Genomic DNA, 18,072 nt, shown 5'->3' with positions numbered 1-18,072 from the left:
AACTGTACCATCTGTTAAGTAGTACCTTTACATCACTAATAAAAACACTTAACACTAATCAAAATGAAGAAATTAGTATTATTTGCATTTGCGTTTACTCTCATGTTTTCTGTTAATGCACAAATTAAGACTCCTCAGCCAAGTCCTTTTACAAAAATTGAACAAAAAGTTGGTCTTACTGACGTTACTTTAGAATACTCACGACCGAGTATGAAAGGAAGAAAAATATTTGGAAATTTGGTACCATATGGTAAGATGTGGAGAGCAGGCGCCAATAAGAATACGACCATTACTTTTGGTGATGATGTTACAATAGATGGCAACACGTTAAAAGCTGGGTCTTACGCAATTTTTATTACGCCAAATAAGGAGTCGTGGGATGTAGTATTCTATTCGGATACTGAAAATTGGGGAACTCCTAGGGAATGGGATGATTCTAAAGTTGCTGCTAAAGCTTCGGCAAAAGTTTATAACATGCCTATGAATGTTGAAACTTGGACCATAGGAATTGATGATTTAACCAATAATTCTGCGAGTATAGGTTTTGTTTGGGAAAATACTTATGCTGCTGTAACATTTGAAGTTCCTACAGATGCTAAAGCCTCTGCTTCAATTGATCGAGTAATGTCAGGTCCATCAGCTAACGACTACTATGCTGCTGCCGTTTATAACTTATCTGAAGGTAAGGATTTGGATAAGGCGATGGAATGGATCGACAAAGCTGTAGATATGACTAACGACCAGCCACGTTTTTGGTATTTAAGACAACAATCTTTAATCCATGCAGCTAATGGCGATAAAAAAGGTGCTATAGCAGCAGCTAAAAAGTCACTTGAAGGTGCAAAGAAAGCTGAAAATGCTGACTACATTAAGATGAACAAAGAGTCTTTAAAGGAGTGGGGAGCGATGTAAAGTCCTTAAACCATAACATAAACTATAAAAAGCGCGACCATTTAAGTTGCGCTTTTTTTGTTGTACCCTAAGCCAATAATATGCCTTACCTTATCTAAAGTAGATATCAACGCCATGCTTCTATTGAAAGACATAATAGCACTTTCGGTTTTGTCTTGTCTTATAAGCTTATTGAAGTGGGCAATTTCGTAACTATAACCAATCATTTGATAATTAAAGGATTTTAATTCCTTATTACCGAATTTGTCAATGAGTAAAACAGACGTTGGTTCGTGAAAACGACCGTTAATTTTAATTATGCCCTCCTCACAATAAAAAATAGCTTCGGTTTTAGTATCGTCAACTAATGAACTCTTCAAGTAAGCTTTTGCTTTATTGTAATGAAATACCATGTCACATTTGGAGTCGGCACCATTAGGGAATACTTCTGCCTTTGCTTCAATAGTGTTAGGTAAGCCCAAAGTAGAGAGCGCAGCAAAAATAGGATAGATGCCTATGTCCAATAAACTTCCGCCACCAACCGATTTATCGAATACCCTTGAGTTTTCGTCATACATAGGATGCGAACCAAAGTCGGCTTCAAGTTTTAAGACTTCGCCAAAGTATTTGGTATTAATCAGTTTTTCAACAAAATTAAAATGCGGTAAAAATGCAGTCCACATGGCTTCCATTAGTAATGTGTCGTTTTCTTTTGCCGTTTGAATCATTTCATTTACTTCGTCAAGATTCATGGCGAAAGGTTTCTCACATAAAACCGGAATTTTGTGTTTTAAGCAGAGTAGGGAATGGGCACAATGAAAGCTGTGAGGCGTAGCCACGTAAATGGCATCTACATGAGGATCTAATGCAAGTGCTTCATAGCTGCCATAGGCAATGCTAGCATTACATTCGGATGCAAATTTGTTAGCTTTTATTAAACTGCGCGAAGCAATACCATAAAGTTCTGTATTATCTAATGTGATTAAGTCTTGAGCAAATTTCTTGGCGATTTTGCCTGCGCCAATTATCCCCCAACGAATCACCCTTGTGCTCATGCCTTTACTTTATTAGGCGTCATAAATTGCAATATATGTGCAATAATAATAACAATGAGACATCCAATGAGATTAAGCCATAAGTAAGGTAAATTGATGATTTCGAAGTTGTCTAAAAAGTAAAGCACAATAATGAAAACTTGGGTAATCAGTGCTCCAATAAAAACAGCATTCCCTCGAATTTTTTTAAAGAAAAAAGCCAATAAAAAAATACCTAATACATTGCCATAGAAAATAGACCCGATAATATTGACCAATTGAATTAAATTTTCTGCAAGATTGGCAAAACAAGCAATAATAATGGCTACAATTCCCCAACCGAAGGTAAACCATTTAGTGATGTTCACCATATGTGCTTCTCCTTTATCTTCTTTAAGGTTTCGACCATATAAATCAATGGACGTAATAGTAGCCAGTGCATTTATCTCAGATGCTGTAGAGGACATAGCAGCAGAAAGAATAACTGCTAATAAAAGACCAATTAATCCTACTGGTAAATGATTTAAGATAAATCGGATAAACATGTAATCCCTGTCGTTGGTCTGTGTATCCTTAGCAGCATCTTTGTAAAGCATATTGAGTTCAGCAGACTTTTCTTTGTAAGTTGCGCTACTGGTATCGGATTTTAAAGTTTCAACCTCTTCTTGAAGCTTTTTGTATTCATTTCTATATTCGGGATCTATTGCTTTTTTGATTAGAAATTTTGATTCCGAACGGTAGGTTTTTTCAAGACTATCGACGGTAAACAATTCTGATCTTAAATCTTCATTATTATCCTTTGCATAAGCTAGACTTAATCTTTGTTTCGTGCCGAAAAGTTCAGCTTGCTTCTCCTGAAGTAATTTGTACTCTTCACCGTATTCTGAAGCCAATACGGTTTGTGTTGAAGCATCAATGAAGTTCAAAGGTGCTGGATTAAATTGGTAAAATACAAATACCATAACACCTACCAATAGTATGAAGAATTGCATAGGGACTTTCAGTAAACCGTTAAAAAGTAAGCCCATTTGCATCTCTTTCATGGATTTACCGGAAAGGTAACGTTGTACTTGACTCTGATCTGTACCAAAATAAGACAACATTAAAAACGTACCACCTATGAATCCTGTCCAAACAGTATATCTGTTGTTAAGATCAAAAGAAAAGTCTAAAACCTGCATCTTACCAGTTGCACCTGCGATGTCAATAGCATCGGTAAAAGAGACTTCATCAGGGATTAAACCGATAATGATCACCAAAGCCGCAATCATCCCAGCAAAAATGACAAACATTTGTTGTTTCTGTGTTACGGTTACTGCTTTTGTGCCACCCGAAACAGTATAGATAATGACGAGAACTCCTATTATAATGTTGAGCGTTATGATATTCCAGCCCAAAACGACAGATAAAATAATAGCTGGTGCAAAGATGGTGATGCCAGCAGCAAGTCCGCGTTGGATTAAAAATAGAATTGCAGTAAGAGTCCTAGTTTTAAGGTCGAATCGATTTTCCAAGAATTCGTATGCTGTATAAACTTTAAGCCGATGATATAGTGGGATAAATACTAAACAGATAATGACCATCGCGATGGGTAGTCCAAAATAAAACTGAACAAACCCCATACCGTCTGAGAAGGCTTGGCCTGTTGTGGATAAAAAGGTTATGGCACTGGCTTGGGTAGCCATAACCGATAAGCCAATAGTCCACCATTTTGAAGAGTTTCCGCCTCGTACATATTCCTGAACGTTTTTGCTGCCTCTGGTTTTCCAAGTACCATAGCCGACAATAGTAACTAGGGTGGCTATTAAAACCGTCCAGTCAATCCAATCTAAAGTTTGTTGCATAAGCCTAAGCGAATGAAGCTGTTATAAAGTAAAACAAAACAATGTATAAGGCATTGGCAATTAACACAATGGTGTACATTTTATCCCATTTTTGTTTTGGTTGAGGTTGGTCTTGGTTTTGCATATTAATCAGTTGTTAGTTTTTAAGTGTTGTTTTGTCTTCTTTACCCGCAGATAGAAGATTAACAAAAAGGCGGTAAGCACCCGAAACACCTGCAGGAAATTCCCTAAAGAAACTTAAGCCTGTATAGATGTAATGTCCTTTTCCGTAATTAGCGACAAGTAGGCTACCTTCTTTTGAGCTTTCACCCTTATCATTCATTGCTAATAGTGGTGTAAATTCTTCTGACCACTGATTGGGGAAATAGAGGCCACGTTCTTGAACCCAACCTTCAAAATCCTTTTGGGTAATCTTATTAGGGAAATTTAAAAGTGGATGGTCAGGCTCTAGAATACGTACTTCGGCATTTTCATCAGTCACACGATCTCTAGATAACTGTAAAGGGTAAGGTGCGATATTATCAGTTTTAACACGTCTATTGGTATTGTATTGGATAATTAAATTGCCGCCTTCATTTACATAATCTAGCAGAAATTTTTGTTTAAACTTCAATTCGTCTAAAATGTTATAAGCTCTAATTCCTACAACAATAGCATCAAAGTTTACTAGGTTTTCCGAAGCTATTTGTTCTGGTTTAATAATGGTGACATTATAGCCAATTTGACGTAAACTTTCAGGGACAACATCACCTGCGCCTTCTATGTAACCAATATTTTCACCACGTTTTTTGATGTCTAAGCGCACTACTTTGCTAACGCTAGGCATAAGCACCGTTTGGTAAGGAATGTGTGTATAATCAATTTCAATCAGCTCATCTGTATAAAATTCCCCATTAATATTAACCATTGGCGTAATTAGCCCATCGCTTTGATCTTTAGGGGGAATAACGGTAAACACTACTTTTTGAATATCTCCTTTAGTAGCAATTTCTATTTTTTGTTTTTGTGGGTACACATTCCAATCGTTAGGATAAGCCATTTGTACATAACCCTCAATGGCATTGCGTCCTGCTTTCACAGTAATTTCTATTTCTTTTTGTTGGTCGTTTTCAAATATAAATACCTTATCGCTTATGCTAGCTGATACTTCTGGAATGATTTCAAAAGGTCTATATAATTCGCCTTTGTCTGGTTTTGAATAACGATAGACTACAGGCTTGGTAATGGTTAGAGGTGTACCTTCGATATTCAAATTAAAATCTACAAAAACAGCCCTCGGCGTTTCTGGTAGTCCGATTAGTTGTTGCTCTTCAACATGGTACATACCCAAAGAACTTTTCTTGTTAAGCCAGTAAGGTGCAGTAGAGGTGATATTATTTGGAATAGTAATTCCTTCTTCAAAATTCAAACGCTCATTTTCTGGCATTTCCATTTGTTTCGAAATTCCATTTTCAAGTGTTGAAAGCTTGTAGGATACTAAGTTAATTTTTGCCTTGCTTCGGTTTAAAGCTTCTATTTTAAGACTCACAGTTGAATTTGGTGATGTATGTGGTGTGTTGGCCGAAACTTCTAAATACAGACCAGCACAAGCTTCAATAATGGTTTTTAGCTCTTTAGACTTCAGCGTTTTCCAATGCTCATCATCAACATTTTGGAGTAATTTATAAGCTTCCAATAGTTGTGGTAAGTGTGTGGCTGGATTTACAAAATTGAAATTCTTTTCAACGTCGTTTAAAATATTTCCAATGGCTTGTCCATCTTTAATTCTGTTCCAGGAAGTGTCAATTCCCGCAAAAACATCGTTGGTTCCATCTAGAGGTTCTCCTTTTAGAAATTCTATATATTCTTGTTGTGTGCCTCGTGTGGTCAATCGGCCAAATCCTTGGCACAAATGCTGACTACTAGCTAAAGAAGCGACTTCGTTATTGGACATGCCTTTAGTTGGATAGTAGACACCAATATCAAAATTGAGCATATTACTTTTATCGGCTTTTTCAAAGTTCTCTCTACTGCCATAAAACCACCAAGAGGTATTAAAGAATAATCGTTTGGGCTGCCACGTTTCGGTAAGTTTTAATTGTGAAGGGTATTTTGAAGCGTCATTGGCTAAATCAAAAGCTTCAACACTCAACATAGCAGAAGCTGTATGATGACCGTGGGTTGTACCAGGCGTTCTATGATCAAAGCGATTAATAATTACGTCTGGTTTAAATTCTCTAATGGCCCAAACCACGTCTGCTAGTACGTCATCTTTATTCCAAATATCGAAGGTTTCGTCGGGATGTTTTGAGTAACCAAAATCGTTTGCTCTAGAAAAACGCTGTTCGCCACCATCGACACCTCTGGCAGCTAACAATTCTTGAGTTCTTATAACGCCGAGCAACTCCCTTATTTCTGGGCCAATAAGATTCTGCCCACCATCACCACGTGTTAAGGATAAATAGGCTGTACGTGCTTTAACTTCATTAGACATGTACGAAATTAAGCGTGTATTTTCATCATCTGGATGTGCAGCAACATATAATACAGAGCCAAGAACATTAAGTTTTTGGACGGCTTCATAAATTTCTGAAGAACTTAATTTTTCAGGTTGTTGTGCTTGTAATGTAACCAAGCTACCTAAAATGAAGTATAGGTAAAGTTTAATATGGCGCATGGTGTGTATTAGTTAGTGCTTTTCAAATATATAAAAGTAACCAGCTAGTGGGTTTGGTTTTAGGTTTTGTTTAACGGTTAAAACAATAACTTACAGCCATTTCTTTCGCTTAAAATAATACAACATGGCCAAAAACATAAGGATCATAATGCCCCAAAGTACAAAATAGCCATATTTATATTGAAGCTCAGGGATAAACTTAAAATTCATACCGTATATGCCTGCAATAAAAGTTAGTGGAATAAAAATGGTTGCTATGATGGTGAGAACTTTCATAACCTCATTCATCTTATTGCTAATGGTAGTCATATACATATCCATTAAACTCCAGATCATTTCACGATAAATATCTATATTTTCGGAAACTTGGATGAGGTGGTCATAAATATCTCTGTAATAGGTAATTGTACGTTTGTAGATTAAAGGTTGATCGTCTTTGGTAATTCTGCTAATGATTTCGCGCAAAGGAAATATGGCACGTCTCACCCTTAGGATTTCCCGTTTGAGTTGTTGTATTTCAATATTCACATCTTCTCTTGCATGTCCTTCAAACAATTCGGTTTCGAGATCTTCAATCTTATTGCCTAAGGTTTCAATGATGGTGTAATAATTATCGACTACAGCATCAATTAAAGCATACATGAGGTAATCGGATTTTAAACCTCTAATTCTTCCATTATTATGACGTAACCTGTTCCTTATAGTTCCAAAAACATCACCTTCGGATTCTTGAAAGGTTAGCACATAATTTTTGCCAAGTACAAGACTGACCTGTTCAATGACTAGGCTACCATTTTTATCATAGTAGAGCATTTTTAGTACTACAAACAAATATGCTTCGTACTCATCAATTTTTGGGCGTTGGGTGGTGTTTACAATATCTTCTAGTACTAAAGGATGAAGATTGTATTGTTTGCCTATGTTTTCAATCTTATCGGTATGCTTAAGACCATCTATATTAATCCAAGTCACCGAATCGGTTTCTTTGTAGTTGATGACTTCTTCAATATTCAATAGGATGGATTCTTCAACGTTTTCTTTTGTGTAGTCAAAGCATTCAACTTGAAAATCTTTATCAGATTTCTCACCGGTATATATAAGTGTACCAGGTATCTGACCAATATGTTTTACATAGTCTTGAGTACGTTTTTTAGATGATTTTCTTGCCATAATCTATTTAGAGGTACTTTTGCTTAAAGCATCTTTTTTTACTAAAGTTACAGCCTTTTGAAGTATAAGATTGTTTGGATAGGTTACCAAATCTCCATTATCTTCCCTTAAGATGAGTTGAAATGCCCTAATATCCTCAATAATGGCTTCTACAGGATAGTCCTTATCATGAATCTTTATTTTGTCGCCTACTTTATACGGGAATGAGAAAAACATAATAACACCTGAGGTAATATTGCTCAAAATGGACCAGATCGCAAACAATCCTATACCAATAACGGCAAATACCGAAGAAAATACCAGGGTAATATCTCTTGTGTCAAAACCGAGAATAAAAGCTTCAATGAGAAGTGCAATAAGAACTAATGTTACTGTGGCATAACGCCCTATTAAATTGGCTCTTGCTTCGGTTGTACCACTACGTTTACCGATGCGCTTAACACTTAGTACTATGATGGTCCTTATGATAAATAGGACTATTAATACTACTACAGAATAGATAATTTCAGATTGATAGGCCTCGAAGAATTTAGTCATGTTACAGCGCGTTGGTCTGTAACAAATATAATTTTAATTTATTGCAATTTTAAAGTTTCTCTCAAGCCTTCGTCTGCATTATTGTTTTTACTCCAATAGGCAGATTTAATGGATTCTAATTTGGTAGCTTTGGTAGTAAGTGTCTTTGCAGAACCTCCATAGCCATTAACCGTGGTTTCTTCCCAACCGGAAATCTCATGAGGAAATTCAGGGTCGAAACTTATTTTAAGTGTTCTGTTTAATTCTGGGTATGTTATGGTGTAAACACCACCATCTAAGTTGGCAAAAGCATTGTAGGCTTTTATGGTTTTATGTCTTAATCTCGTAAATTCTAAAGATGGTACAAGACTTAGTTCACCAGTCGGTAAACTTTTAGGGTCGATTCGCAGTTTCGTCCATAGCTCATTTTCGGTCCATGTTTTCTCAATACTGAAATTTTGGTCCGCTTCGTCCTGAAAATAAGAATGCGACATCACCTCAAAGTCATTTCTGTTGTTAAGTTGTGTATAGACTTGTCCGCACCATTCTTGTATTGATGCCGAAACTTTTATGGCATGCTCGTTATTGGCCACGGGATAAAAGGTGCTCTGCATTATAGAATATGGATAGATACCAGTATTAAAGTTTTTGGTGGCGTTGAGTTTTAAAACCGGGATATTCGATTCACTGTAATTATCTGCTTTTACTTGTGCATCAGGTAAAAAGTCTTCTGTAACAAAAACTAAAACTGCAGAACCATCTCGCATTTCTCCATAACGCGCTTGTTCTAATTTATAGGATGTAATTTCGGCTTCACCAGCATACCAATAATCTTTAAACTCCTGGGATAATATTGTTTTTGGTTTAATAGGTTCTTCCTTTATCTCAGATATGGCAAGTGTTTCGGAAGTTTCAGGTTTATCGTCTTTGCAAGACATTATGATGATGAGCACACACATAAAGCATAAAAAAACGATGAGCGCTTTTATAGACTTATTCATTTTCAAATTTTTTACAAAAATAAGAAGATATTAGGTGTTAATAATGTTAATTAACGTTTCGTAAAATAAATGTGTAGGTAAGCCAACGACATTATTGTATGAGCCTTCAATTCTGGTAATACCAATGGCTCCGATCCATTCTTGTATGCCATAAGCGCCCGCTTTGTCCAAAGGTTTGTAGGTGTTAACATAGAACCATATTTCTTCGTCTGTCAAAGGTTTGAATGTGACTTTGGTTGTTGTATTTACTAATTTCTGATTGGTTTGCTGCGTAAAACAAATCGATGTCATTACTTCGTGTGTTTTACTACTTAATGATTTGATCATCCTAAACGCATCGTTTTTATCTTTTGGTTTTTCTATAGCCTTGCCATCTAACCAAACAATCGTATCGCTTGTAATTAAAATATCATTTTCCTTAAGGTCTTTTTTAAAGGCTTCAGCTTTAAGTTTTGCCAAGAAATCCGTTATTTCGGTACCTTTTAATTCTTTGGGATAGATTTCATCAAAAGGATGTAATCTGACTTCAAAATCAATATTCATGGATTTTAAAAAGGCATGACGCCTCGGTGAGGCTGAAGCCAAAATAATTTGGTATTTTTTGAGTTTTTCGTTTAGCATATATATTATCTAGTTAATGGTTAAAGCCATAAACATAAGGTTTAGCGTAGCTAAATCTCATTACAAAATAAGACTATGGGATTCCTCATCGCTTTATTTTAGTCTTCGCTCAGAACCCAGCTCTGTCGGAATGACACATTACACTCCTCGATGAATCTCATTTCAAAACTAAAGGGTATAGCACTATTGAGAGCAGTCCCGTTAGCATTACAAGCTTAAGCACTGAGCTTATGTGTTTGTAATGTGATTTATGCTCGGCACTAAAGAGTTTTATACTAATGTAAATTAAAGGTGCTATTATAAAAATTAGAAAATAACCAACAAAAAGCTGTTGCTTAAATAGGTTGGTTACTACATAATACACTACAGAAAATATAGGAATCAATGATAAGATAAATACAATTTTTGTAGTACGATCACGACCTAAAACGATAGGCAAAGTTTGCATACCGGCTTTATAATCACCATCAATATCTTCTATATCCTTTACCAATTCGCGAACGAGGTTAACCATAAATGCAAAAATGGCGTAGTCTAGAATAAGTCTGAAAAAGAAAATTTGAATCTTTCTGTTGCCTTCGTTTATTACGGGTAACAATTCAAAAATCCCAACCAAAAGTAAGCTTAAGGCCACTACTAAGGATACAACAATATTACCAACCAAAAGCATTTGTTTTAAGTAAGATGAGTAGATGTACAATAGGGCAGAAGCCATAAAGAAAATTACGAAAAATCCCGATTTTCCGATACCGTTAGACAGATAAAAACCTAATCCAACGCCAATTACATTAAGTACAATGAAAAGCCTTAGCGCTACTTTTTCGGAAACGTAGGTGCCGACAATAACGCGTTCGGGTTTATTCACTTTATCGGTTTCAATATCATAGATATCGTTAATGATATAACCACTAGCGGCAATACATAATGTGGAAATAACCAATAATGAAAAAGCCAAAGGACTTAACGTAGTTATAACGCCGTGACTTTCAAAAAAGGGGAGGAGTAAGGCATATTTTATTAAGAGTTGCACAAGTGCAATCATAACCAGGTTTTTCCAACGAATTAGGTTTAGAAAATGAATCATAAGGGGATTAGCGCGAAAGAATTTGATTAATTAAATAGTAGGCTATAAAAGCCACAAGAGCAAAAACGAAGAGGCTTAATATGGTTGTTCTGATAAATAGTTTACGTTCTTGCTTTCTTATTTTATCTTTTATTTTTTGTTTATCGGCCTTAGTCAGGTCTTTGTGCATAAATTCCATTTCGTAATGGAGATGCGCTTCAAGATCCAGTTTTTCCTTATAAACTGAAAAGGGAACAGAGGTCTTTTGGTTAAAAGTGGCCTGATTGTTTCCAAAACCAATATAACCAAAACCTGTACTATGTCTTCTGCTTCTGCGTCCCATTTATTTAGTCATATTTTGCATCGAAGTTAGCATTCCATTTACCATGGACTTTTAGCACTTGCTCAATAATATCGCGCACAGCACCTTTTCCCCCATTTTTATGCGAAATATAGTTTGAAATTGCCTTAATCTCTGGTGCTGCATCCTGAGGACAACAAGGTAGACCAACCAACTTCATCACCGGATAATCAGGAATATCATCTCCCATATACAACACAGATTCGGGCTTAATATTGTAAATATCCAAATATTCATCCAATTGCTCAATTTTATTATGTGCACCAAGATAAATATCGGTTATGCCAAGTCCTTTTAATCGTTTCCGAACACCTTCGTTAGAACCTCCGGAAATAATACAAACATTAAAACCAGCATCAACAGCAGTTTTTAAGGCAAAGCCGTCTTTAATGCTCATCTTTCGCAGCATTTCTCCATCAGTAGTGACTGTGATAGTGCCGTCTGTAAGCACACCATCTACATCAAAGATGAAGGTGGTAATATTGATTAGATATTCTTTATAGCTTTTAGCGTTGTCCATGTGTTTTTTTTATTGAAGCGGTTAAAAGTTCGTAAATCGCTTTATGCTCTTCATTTTCTAGTTGCTTTAGATGCCGTCTTATGGTTTTTTTATCGTTTCGTTTTGCCGGTCCTGTTTGTGCCATATAAGGTGACATATTTTGAACTTTTTTCGCGGTTTCTAATATTAAAGGTTTTAATATATCAAAATTTATGCTTTTAGCATCACTTATTTCGTGTGCAATTCGATACAATTGATTGGTGAAGTTATTAACGAACACAGCCGACAAGTGCAAGGTTTGCCTTTGTTCTGTGGTAATTCTATAAGGCGTACAGCCTAATGCTTGAACCAAATTCTTCATAAATTGAAGATTTTGCTTTTCAGTAACCTCAATGCAGATCGGAGTTTCACTAAAGTCTAATTCGGCTTCTTTAGAAAAGGTCTGTACGGGGTAAAACACGGCACGCTGGTTTTTCTTGTCCAAATCGTGAATAGAAACACTTCCCGAAGTATGAGCTACCAATCGGCTTTCAAAAGGTAAGTCCTTAGATACCTTAGAAATGCTGTCATCACTAATGGCCAAAATATATAGGTCAGCCTCTTTTAATTTTGATAAATCATCAGTAATATCAACCTCGTTGGCATAAGATGAAATAGCAGTATAATTGCGATTGTACCACTGCACAATAGTTACTGCATTAGAAGCTTTAAATGCCTTATAAAGATGTGTGGCCACATTGCCAGCACCAAGAAGAACAACAGTTATCATGCTGTAAAAATAGTAAGATTTAGTTTAAAAGAATAACTTTGAATTGTTGGCAAATCAGACATCAAAACCAGAGCAGATATTTATCAATTGGTTTCTCAGTTCTATACCAAAGTGAGAAACGACTATTTAAAAATTTTTGAGGCAAGAACTAAATAATGGTTGTCAGTTCGAGTATCCCGACAGTAAAAGTCGGGACGTATCGAGAACTACAATACGGCTGAAATTCTATTCTCGATACAATTTCATTCATAATTATTCCTGAAATTCACTCGAATTGACGAATTTCACACTAAAGAAACATAAAACAAATAACTAGCATGAAACTCCTCAAAGAATTTAAAGAATTTGCCGTAAAGGGCAATATGATGGACATGGCCATTGGTATCATTATCGGTGCTGCCTTTAATAAAGTGATTGGTGTATTGGCCAAGCAGGTTTTGTTACCACCGTTGTCATTACTGTCTGATGGCGTTAATTTTCAGGATAAAAAATTGGTGCTAAGGGATGGGGTAACAGATGCAGCAGGAACCGTGACTACGAGTGAAGTTGTCGTAGCTTATGGTGCCTTAATAGAGGTCTTTCTAGATTTTTTAATTATCGGTTTTACCATCTTTATTGTAGTAAAGGCCATGAACAAATTACGTAATAAAGCACAAGACACCAATGACCAAACCGTCGTGACACCAAAGGATATTGAGTTATTATCGGACTTAAAACATTTAATGGAAGAACAAAATCAATTACTAAAGTCCAAAATTTCAAATTGATTGTAAGCTTAAGGATAATTTTAACGCTTTTTGATGGTTTAAAAACAAATACAAAATCACGAAAAAGCATTATCTTTGCACGAGCTTAAAAAAGCCCATCGAGCTATGCAAAAGAAAATCCTTAATTTCCTTTTTTCAACAAGACTTACTGCCGTTCTATTCATTGTTTTTGCTGTGGCTATGGCCACAGGAACCATTATGGATAGAAACATGGAGACCTCTCCAACACCCTATACGAGAACATTGATTTATAACGCTTGGTGGTTCGAGACGATCATGGTCATTTTTGTGATCAATTTTATTGGAAATATAGGACGATACCGTTTATGGCGAAAGGAAAAATGGGCCACGCTTATTTTACATTTAGCTTGGATTTTGATCATAGTTGGTGCTGGTGTAACGCGATACATTGGCTACGAAGGGATGATGAACATTCGGGAAGGAGCAACCGAGAGCCAGTTTCGATCCCTAAAAACCTATATCAGTGGACGTATTGTAGGAGATTACCAAATTAATGGAGAACTACAACAGCGCAATATTATGGAGGAAGTAGATTTTTCACATCGCCTCAATAATGATTTTGAACGCACTTATGATTATGGTGATACTAATGTTGGTTTTAAGCTCAAAAGGTTCATAAAGGGTGCAGAAAAAGATATTATACCAGATGAAAATGGTGAAAGTTATTTGAAGGTTGTTGAAGCAGGAGATGGAAGACCGCATAACCACTTTTTAAAGGAAGGGCAAATTTCTAACTTGCATAATGTCTTAATTTCCCTTAATAAAGAACAAGATGGTGCCATAAACATATTTAATACCGAAGAAGGCTTATTTATAAAGTCTCCTTATGAGGGTGAATATATGACTATGGCTACTGGTCAGCGTGGTAAATTGGTAAAGGACAGTTTGCAACGTTTGGCACTGCGTTCTAGATACATTATTGCAAATATGCAGTTGGTATTTCCTAAACCTGTTGTAAAAGGTGTTTTCGATATCGTAAAGAAACCAACGATTCTTAAAGGTGATGAAAGTGGAGCTGTGCTAGATATTACAGCAAACGGAGAAACCAAGAGTATCAATCTTATTGGTGGTCTGGGAACCTACAATAGAATGGAAGAAATTAATGTGGGTGGATTGGATGTGGCACTGCGCTTTGGCTCTAGATTAGAGCAATTACCCTTTCAGGTAAAACTTAATGATTTCATAGCCGAAAAATACCCAGGAACCGAAAATGCATATTCCTCATATGAAAGTAAGGTGACTGTATTGGATAGGGACGAAGGGGATTTTGACTATCACATTTATATGAATAATATCCTAGACCACAGAGGTTATCGATTTTTTCAGGCGAGTTTTGATCCAGATGAAAAGGGAACTGTACTTTCTGTAAATCACGATCGCTGGGGTACCTACATAACTTATGCTGGTTATTTATTATTGTACTTTGGTTTGATGGCGATTATTTTTGCCAGGCATACACGATTCGATGACTTAAGACAACGTTTGTATAAATTGAAAAAGAAAAAGGCAAAACTGATGGCAATGATTGCCTTATTATTAAGTTTTTCATCATTTGCTCAGGAACATTCAAGCGGTGATGGCCATGATCATTCCCAAAAGCCTATTAAGTCTCAGATTGATTCTATCTTAAGTGCTAACATAACGCCAGAAGAGCATGCGGATAAGTTTGCCGAGATGGTGATTCAAGACTATAGTGGTCGTATGATGCCCATGCATACCTATGCTTCGGAAACTTTAAGGAAACTAAGTAAAAAAGATGTTTACGAAGCGTTTAATGCGACGCAGGTATTTTTATCCATCCAAGAGAGCCCATTGCTGTGGTATAATGTCCCTATTATTTATTTAAAGAAAAGAAAGGCTGACTCCATTCGAACAATAATCGGTGTAGATTATGGTGAAAAATATGCAAGTCTTGTAGATTTCTTTACACCAGAAGGGAGATATAAACTAGGACCATATCTAGAAGAAGCCTACAAAGCACAAGTTCCCAATGGTTTTCAGAAAGAAGTTAAGGAAGCGGATTCTCGTGTCAATCTATTGTATAATGCCATTGAAGGACGCTCTATAAAAATATTCCCTGTTCCAGAGGATGAGAACAATACTTGGATTTCGTCATTAGAATACAGGGAAAAGGGTTACAACGATAAGATCAAGGATTCTTTGTATAAAAATTTTATTAACAATGGTTTTAGTGCTTATCTGGTAACTTTAAATAATGCCAAGCAAACAGGTGATTTTACAAAAGCAGAAGAGCTTCTAGAAGGTATAAAGAAAACCCAACAGAAGTTTGGTGGTAATATTATGTTATCAGATGAAAAAATAGAATCTGAAATTCTCTACAATAAATACGATATTTTTAAGAAGCTATTTAGTTGGTATATGTATGCCGCAACACTATTGTTTATTCTTATAATCGTTCAGATATTTAAGTTTAAGAGCAAAGTATTAAAATGGGCAATAAATGCAATGATCGGTATTGTAATACTCTTGTTCTTGTCCCATACACTTAGCCTAATTTGGCGTTGGTATTTGTCTGGACATGCACCTTGGAGTGATGCTTATGAATCTATGATCTATGTGGCATGGTCTGTGATGCTTTTTGGTCTTTTATTTGGGAGGAAGAGTAATCTCACTATTGCATCAGCAGCCTTTGTTTGTTCTATGATTTTAATGGTAGCACACTGGAATTGGATGGATCCGGCAATTGCTAACTTACAACCTGTTCTACAAGGCTATTGGTTAATGATTCACGTATCAGTCATTGTGGCAAGTTATGGCCCTTTTGCTATAGGCATGATTTTAGGCGTGGTCGCTTTACTTCTTATGATTTTAACCAACAAGACAAATAAAGAACGTATGCTGATTAATATTAAGGAACTGACCATAATTAACGAATTGGCATTGACCGTTGGTTTGGTAATGCTCACTATTGGTAATTTCTTAGGAGGTATGTGGGCTAATGAAAGTTGGGGGCGTTATTGGGGCTGGGATCCAAAAGAAACGTGGGCATTAATAAGTATTATGATCTATGCTTTTGTGATTCATATGCGTTTAGTGCCTGGATTACGGGGACGTTGGTTCTACAATTTAATGTCGGTTTTAGCCTTCGGTAGTATTTTAATGACCTATTTTGGCGTTAATTTTTACCTCTCTGGATTGCACGCTTATGCAAGTGGAGACCAAATACTGAGTTTTCAATTTATAGCTATTACATTGGTTATCATAGCGATATTAGCTTTCTTTGCTTACCGAAAGCACAAAGTGTACTATAAATAGTTAATTATTTCATTAGGATTTTTTTAACACATTGTAATTTTTTTTTAAATTGAGGGTTTAAACTAACCCTCAAAGATGGATTACTTCAAAAAATTAGGAACTGCAAATTTGTTCATGTTGATCTTGTGTGCAGTTATAATTATTGTCGCAGAATATTTATTTCTAACCGGAGATCAGATGCATGGTATATTTGTGGGCCTTTGGGCACCAACATTACTAGGAGTCATGATCTACTTAAAACTTGTAGATCATGGTAGCAAATGATATTGTATTATGGTTCTCCATTATAGTTATAGCACTTGTAGCCTTATGGGCAATTCTTATGATCCGTGCGTATAACAAGGCTGGTAAAAACGACTAAGATTCATCGTACTCTTTTTTTGTTCCTTATCTTTGCATAAAAAAGAAAAATGCGCTTAACGCTTCGTCTTGCAGCAATCTACAATGTTATTTGGGGGGCTTGGGTAGTTCTTTTTCCTAATCATTTTTTTGAACTTGTCGGAATGGCACCTCTAAACCATCCAATGGTTTGGCAGGGTATGGGCATGGTCATTGGTGTTTATGGTTTAGGCTATTGGTGGGCGTCTTATAACCCAATGAAACATTGGCCAATTGTAGCGGTTGGCTTTTTGGGTAAAGTTTTTGGTCCTTTAGGCTTTGTTTTTAATTACCTAAATGGTGATGTGCCCTTAGAATTCATTTATACCTTAATTACCAATGATTTTATTTGGTGGATTCCATTTTTTCTAATTCTGAGAAAAGTGCATGTAGATCATAAATGGAAACTATCGTGATTAAAATTTTACGCAATATATTAGTAGGATTCTATCTTTTTGCAGGAAGCTATCATTTTATTAATCCAGAGTTTTATTCAGATTTAATTCCTGATTATCTACCATTTCATTCCTTTATTAACTATGCTAGTGGTACTTTTGAAATTCTCCTAGGCTTAGGTATTGTTTTTCCCAAAACAAGGTTATTAGCTGCGAAAGGAATCATTATCTTGCTAATTCTGTTTATACCATCGCATGTCGATTTTATCTTAAAGGGGTCATGTGTAGAGAGTGCTTTTTGCGTTGCGCCTTGGATAGCTTGGCTTAGACTATTAATTGTACATCCAATCCTTATGTATTGGGCTTGGATGGTTAGAAAAGTAAATTAAAAATGACGGTCGAAATATTGAGATTGCTCATAGATTTTGGATTTGTAATATTAATCTGGGCTGTTCAGCTGGTCATTTATCCAAGTTTTGGTTATTATTCAAAATCAGATTTAGTTAAGTGGCATAGAAGTTATACTAAGCGTGTTACCTTTATCGTATTGCCTCTAATGTTTAGTCAACTGGCACTTAGTATTTTTCACTTATTGCAAATAAGAAACTGGTATACCATTATTAGTTTATTTCTGGTTTTAATGCTATGGATACTGACGTTTCGAGTTTTTGTCCCACTTCACTTTAGTATAGACAATAACAAGCCAGTAGAAAATGTCTGTAAAAAATTAGTAACAAGAAATTGGACTAGGACAGTGCTTTGGACATCATTATTTTTAATATCATTGATATATTTTCTTCAGAATTAAAA

General features: G+C 35.8%; 17 protein-coding genes. 6 read left to right on the top strand and 11 right to left on the bottom strand.

Annotated features, from left to right (window positions below; translation table 11 throughout):
* The first annotated feature begins 63 nt into the window (after nt 1–63).
* Entirely contained in the window at nt 64–912 is an 849-nt protein-coding gene (locus tag Q0972_RS10280) for a DUF2911 domain-containing protein (RefSeq protein ID WP_299365497.1), read from the top strand.
* Between the two features lie 41 nt (nt 913–953).
* On the opposite strand, the gene Q0972_RS10275 is transcribed toward Q0972_RS10280, so the two are convergent.
* The 11 genes from Q0972_RS10275 to Q0972_RS10225 all read right to left on the bottom strand — a co-directional run bounded on the left by Q0972_RS10275 (nt 954) and on the right by Q0972_RS10225 (nt 12,425).
* Nucleotides 954–1,946, bottom strand: a complete 993-nt coding sequence (locus Q0972_RS10275; RefSeq protein WP_299365495.1) for a Gfo/Idh/MocA family oxidoreductase — start codon at nt 1,944–1,946, stop codon at nt 954–956.
* Entirely contained in the window at nt 1,943–3,769 is a 1,827-nt protein-coding gene (locus Q0972_RS10270; RefSeq protein ID WP_299365494.1) for a sodium:solute symporter, read from the bottom strand. The genes Q0972_RS10275 and Q0972_RS10270 overlap by 4 nt, the downstream gene beginning before the upstream one ends.
* Nucleotides 3,770–3,905: 136 nt before the next feature.
* Complete coding sequence (locus Q0972_RS10265; RefSeq protein ID WP_299365493.1) at nt 3,906–6,425, bottom strand: PIG-L family deacetylase; 2,520 nt, start codon at nt 6,423–6,425, stop codon at nt 3,906–3,908.
* A 90-nt stretch (nt 6,426–6,515) separates the two neighbouring features.
* The gene (gene corA, locus Q0972_RS10260; RefSeq protein ID WP_299365492.1) at nt 6,516–7,595 is read right to left on the bottom strand and encodes a magnesium/cobalt transporter CorA; all 1,080 of its coding nucleotides are present in this window, start codon (nt 7,593–7,595) and stop codon (nt 6,516–6,518) included.
* Between the two features lie 3 nt (nt 7,596–7,598).
* Entirely contained in the window at nt 7,599–8,132 is a 534-nt protein-coding gene (locus tag Q0972_RS10255; RefSeq protein ID WP_299365491.1) for a mechanosensitive ion channel domain-containing protein, read from the bottom strand.
* Nucleotides 8,133–8,170: 38 nt separating this feature from the next.
* Entirely contained in the window at nt 8,171–9,112 is a 942-nt protein-coding gene (locus tag Q0972_RS10250; protein ID WP_299365489.1) for a septum formation inhibitor Maf, read from the bottom strand.
* A gap of 30 nt (nt 9,113–9,142) precedes the next feature.
* Nucleotides 9,143–9,733, bottom strand: coding sequence for a Maf-like protein (locus tag Q0972_RS10245; RefSeq protein WP_299365487.1), 591 nt, complete (start codon nt 9,731–9,733; stop codon nt 9,143–9,145).
* A gap of 157 nt (nt 9,734–9,890) precedes the next feature.
* Nucleotides 9,891–10,817 carry a geranylgeranylglycerol-phosphate geranylgeranyltransferase gene (locus tag Q0972_RS10240; RefSeq protein WP_299365485.1) on the bottom strand — a complete coding sequence of 309 codons (927 nt, stop codon included), beginning with the start codon at nt 10,815–10,817 and terminating at the stop codon, nt 9,891–9,893.
* 7 nt (nt 10,818–10,824) lie between these two features.
* Complete coding sequence (locus Q0972_RS10235; protein ID WP_299365484.1) at nt 10,825–11,139, bottom strand: hypothetical protein; 315 nt, start codon at nt 11,137–11,139, stop codon at nt 10,825–10,827.
* A 4-nt stretch (nt 11,140–11,143) separates the two neighbouring features.
* Nucleotides 11,144–11,677 (bottom strand): HAD family hydrolase, encoded by a 534-nt coding sequence (locus tag Q0972_RS10230; protein WP_299365482.1) that lies wholly within the window; start codon nt 11,675–11,677, stop codon nt 11,144–11,146.
* Nucleotides 11,664–12,425: a Rossmann-like and DUF2520 domain-containing protein gene (locus tag Q0972_RS10225; RefSeq protein ID WP_299365481.1), complete on the bottom strand. Its 762-nt coding sequence runs from the start codon at nt 12,423–12,425 to the stop codon at nt 11,664–11,666. The genes Q0972_RS10230 and Q0972_RS10225 overlap by 14 nt, the downstream gene beginning before the upstream one ends.
* A 317-nt stretch (nt 12,426–12,742) precedes the next feature.
* On the opposite strand from Q0972_RS10225, the gene mscL reads away from it, so the two are divergent.
* The 5 genes from mscL to Q0972_RS10200 all read left to right on the top strand — a co-directional run bounded on the left by mscL (nt 12,743) and on the right by Q0972_RS10200 (nt 18,070).
* Nucleotides 12,743–13,192 (top strand): large conductance mechanosensitive channel protein MscL, encoded by a 450-nt coding sequence (mscL, locus tag Q0972_RS10220; protein ID WP_299365479.1) that lies wholly within the window; start codon nt 12,743–12,745, stop codon nt 13,190–13,192.
* A 105-nt stretch (nt 13,193–13,297) separates the two neighbouring features.
* Entirely contained in the window at nt 13,298–16,489 is a 3,192-nt protein-coding gene (gene ccsA, locus Q0972_RS10215; protein ID WP_299365477.1) for a cytochrome c biogenesis protein CcsA, read from the top strand.
* A gap of 410 nt (nt 16,490–16,899) precedes the next feature.
* On the top strand, nt 16,900–17,283 hold the full coding sequence (locus tag Q0972_RS10210; RefSeq protein WP_299365475.1) for an alkyl hydroperoxide reductase: 384 nt from the start codon (nt 16,900–16,902) through the stop codon (nt 17,281–17,283).
* Nucleotides 17,280–17,651: a hypothetical protein gene (locus Q0972_RS10205; RefSeq protein WP_299365473.1), complete on the top strand. Its 372-nt coding sequence runs from the start codon at nt 17,280–17,282 to the stop codon at nt 17,649–17,651. Before Q0972_RS10210 ends, Q0972_RS10205 begins: the two co-directional genes overlap by 4 nt.
* A 2-nt stretch (nt 17,652–17,653) precedes the next feature.
* Complete coding sequence (locus Q0972_RS10200) at nt 17,654–18,070, top strand: hypothetical protein (RefSeq protein WP_299365471.1); 417 nt, start codon at nt 17,654–17,656, stop codon at nt 18,068–18,070.
* The last annotated feature ends 2 nt before the right edge of the window (nt 18,071–18,072 follow it).

Source organism: Winogradskyella sp., from assembly GCF_028282165.1.
Taxonomy (GTDB): domain Bacteria; phylum Bacteroidota; class Bacteroidia; order Flavobacteriales; family Flavobacteriaceae; genus Winogradskyella.
Note: the sequence above shows the minus strand (reverse complement) of the source record. Positions and strands in the feature narration are given on the sequence as shown.

Bases quoted from the DNA above. Each gene is read 5' to 3' on its own strand.
- Q0972_RS10280 (WP_299365497.1), top strand. From the start codon at position 64: ATGAAGAAATTAGTATTATTTGCATTTGCGTTTACTCTCATGTTTTCT.
- Q0972_RS10210 (WP_299365475.1), top strand. From the start codon at position 16,900: ATGCGCTTAACGCTTCGTCTTGCAGCAATCTACAATGTTATTTGGGGG.
- Q0972_RS10250 (WP_299365489.1), bottom strand. From the start codon at position 9,112: ATGAATAAGTCTATAAAAGCGCTCATCGTTTTTTTATGCTTTATGTGT.
- Q0972_RS10275 (WP_299365495.1), bottom strand. From the start codon at position 1,946: ATGAGCACAAGGGTGATTCGTTGGGGGATAATTGGCGCAGGCAAAATC.
- Q0972_RS10200 (WP_299365471.1), top strand. From the start codon at position 17,654: ATGACGGTCGAAATATTGAGATTGCTCATAGATTTTGGATTTGTAATA.
- ccsA (WP_299365477.1), top strand. From the start codon at position 13,298: ATGCAAAAGAAAATCCTTAATTTCCTTTTTTCAACAAGACTTACTGCC.
- Q0972_RS10245 (WP_299365487.1), bottom strand. From the start codon at position 9,733: ATGCTAAACGAAAAACTCAAAAAATACCAAATTATTTTGGCTTCAGCC.
- mscL (WP_299365479.1), top strand. From the start codon at position 12,743: ATGAAACTCCTCAAAGAATTTAAAGAATTTGCCGTAAAGGGCAATATG.
- Q0972_RS10230 (WP_299365482.1), bottom strand. From the start codon at position 11,677: ATGGACAACGCTAAAAGCTATAAAGAATATCTAATCAATATTACCACC.
- Q0972_RS10240 (WP_299365485.1), bottom strand. From the start codon at position 10,817: ATGATTCATTTTCTAAACCTAATTCGTTGGAAAAACCTGGTTATGATT.
- Q0972_RS10235 (WP_299365484.1), bottom strand. From the start codon at position 11,139: ATGGGACGCAGAAGCAGAAGACATAGTACAGGTTTTGGTTATATTGGT.
- Q0972_RS10255 (WP_299365491.1), bottom strand. From the start codon at position 8,132: ATGACTAAATTCTTCGAGGCCTATCAATCTGAAATTATCTATTCTGTA.
- Q0972_RS10265 (WP_299365493.1), bottom strand. From the start codon at position 6,425: ATGCGCCATATTAAACTTTACCTATACTTCATTTTAGGTAGCTTGGTT.
- Q0972_RS10270 (WP_299365494.1), bottom strand. From the start codon at position 3,769: ATGCAACAAACTTTAGATTGGATTGACTGGACGGTTTTAATAGCCACC.
- Q0972_RS10225 (WP_299365481.1), bottom strand. From the start codon at position 12,425: ATGATAACTGTTGTTCTTCTTGGTGCTGGCAATGTGGCCACACATCTT.
- corA (WP_299365492.1), bottom strand. From the start codon at position 7,595: ATGGCAAGAAAATCATCTAAAAAACGTACTCAAGACTATGTAAAACAT.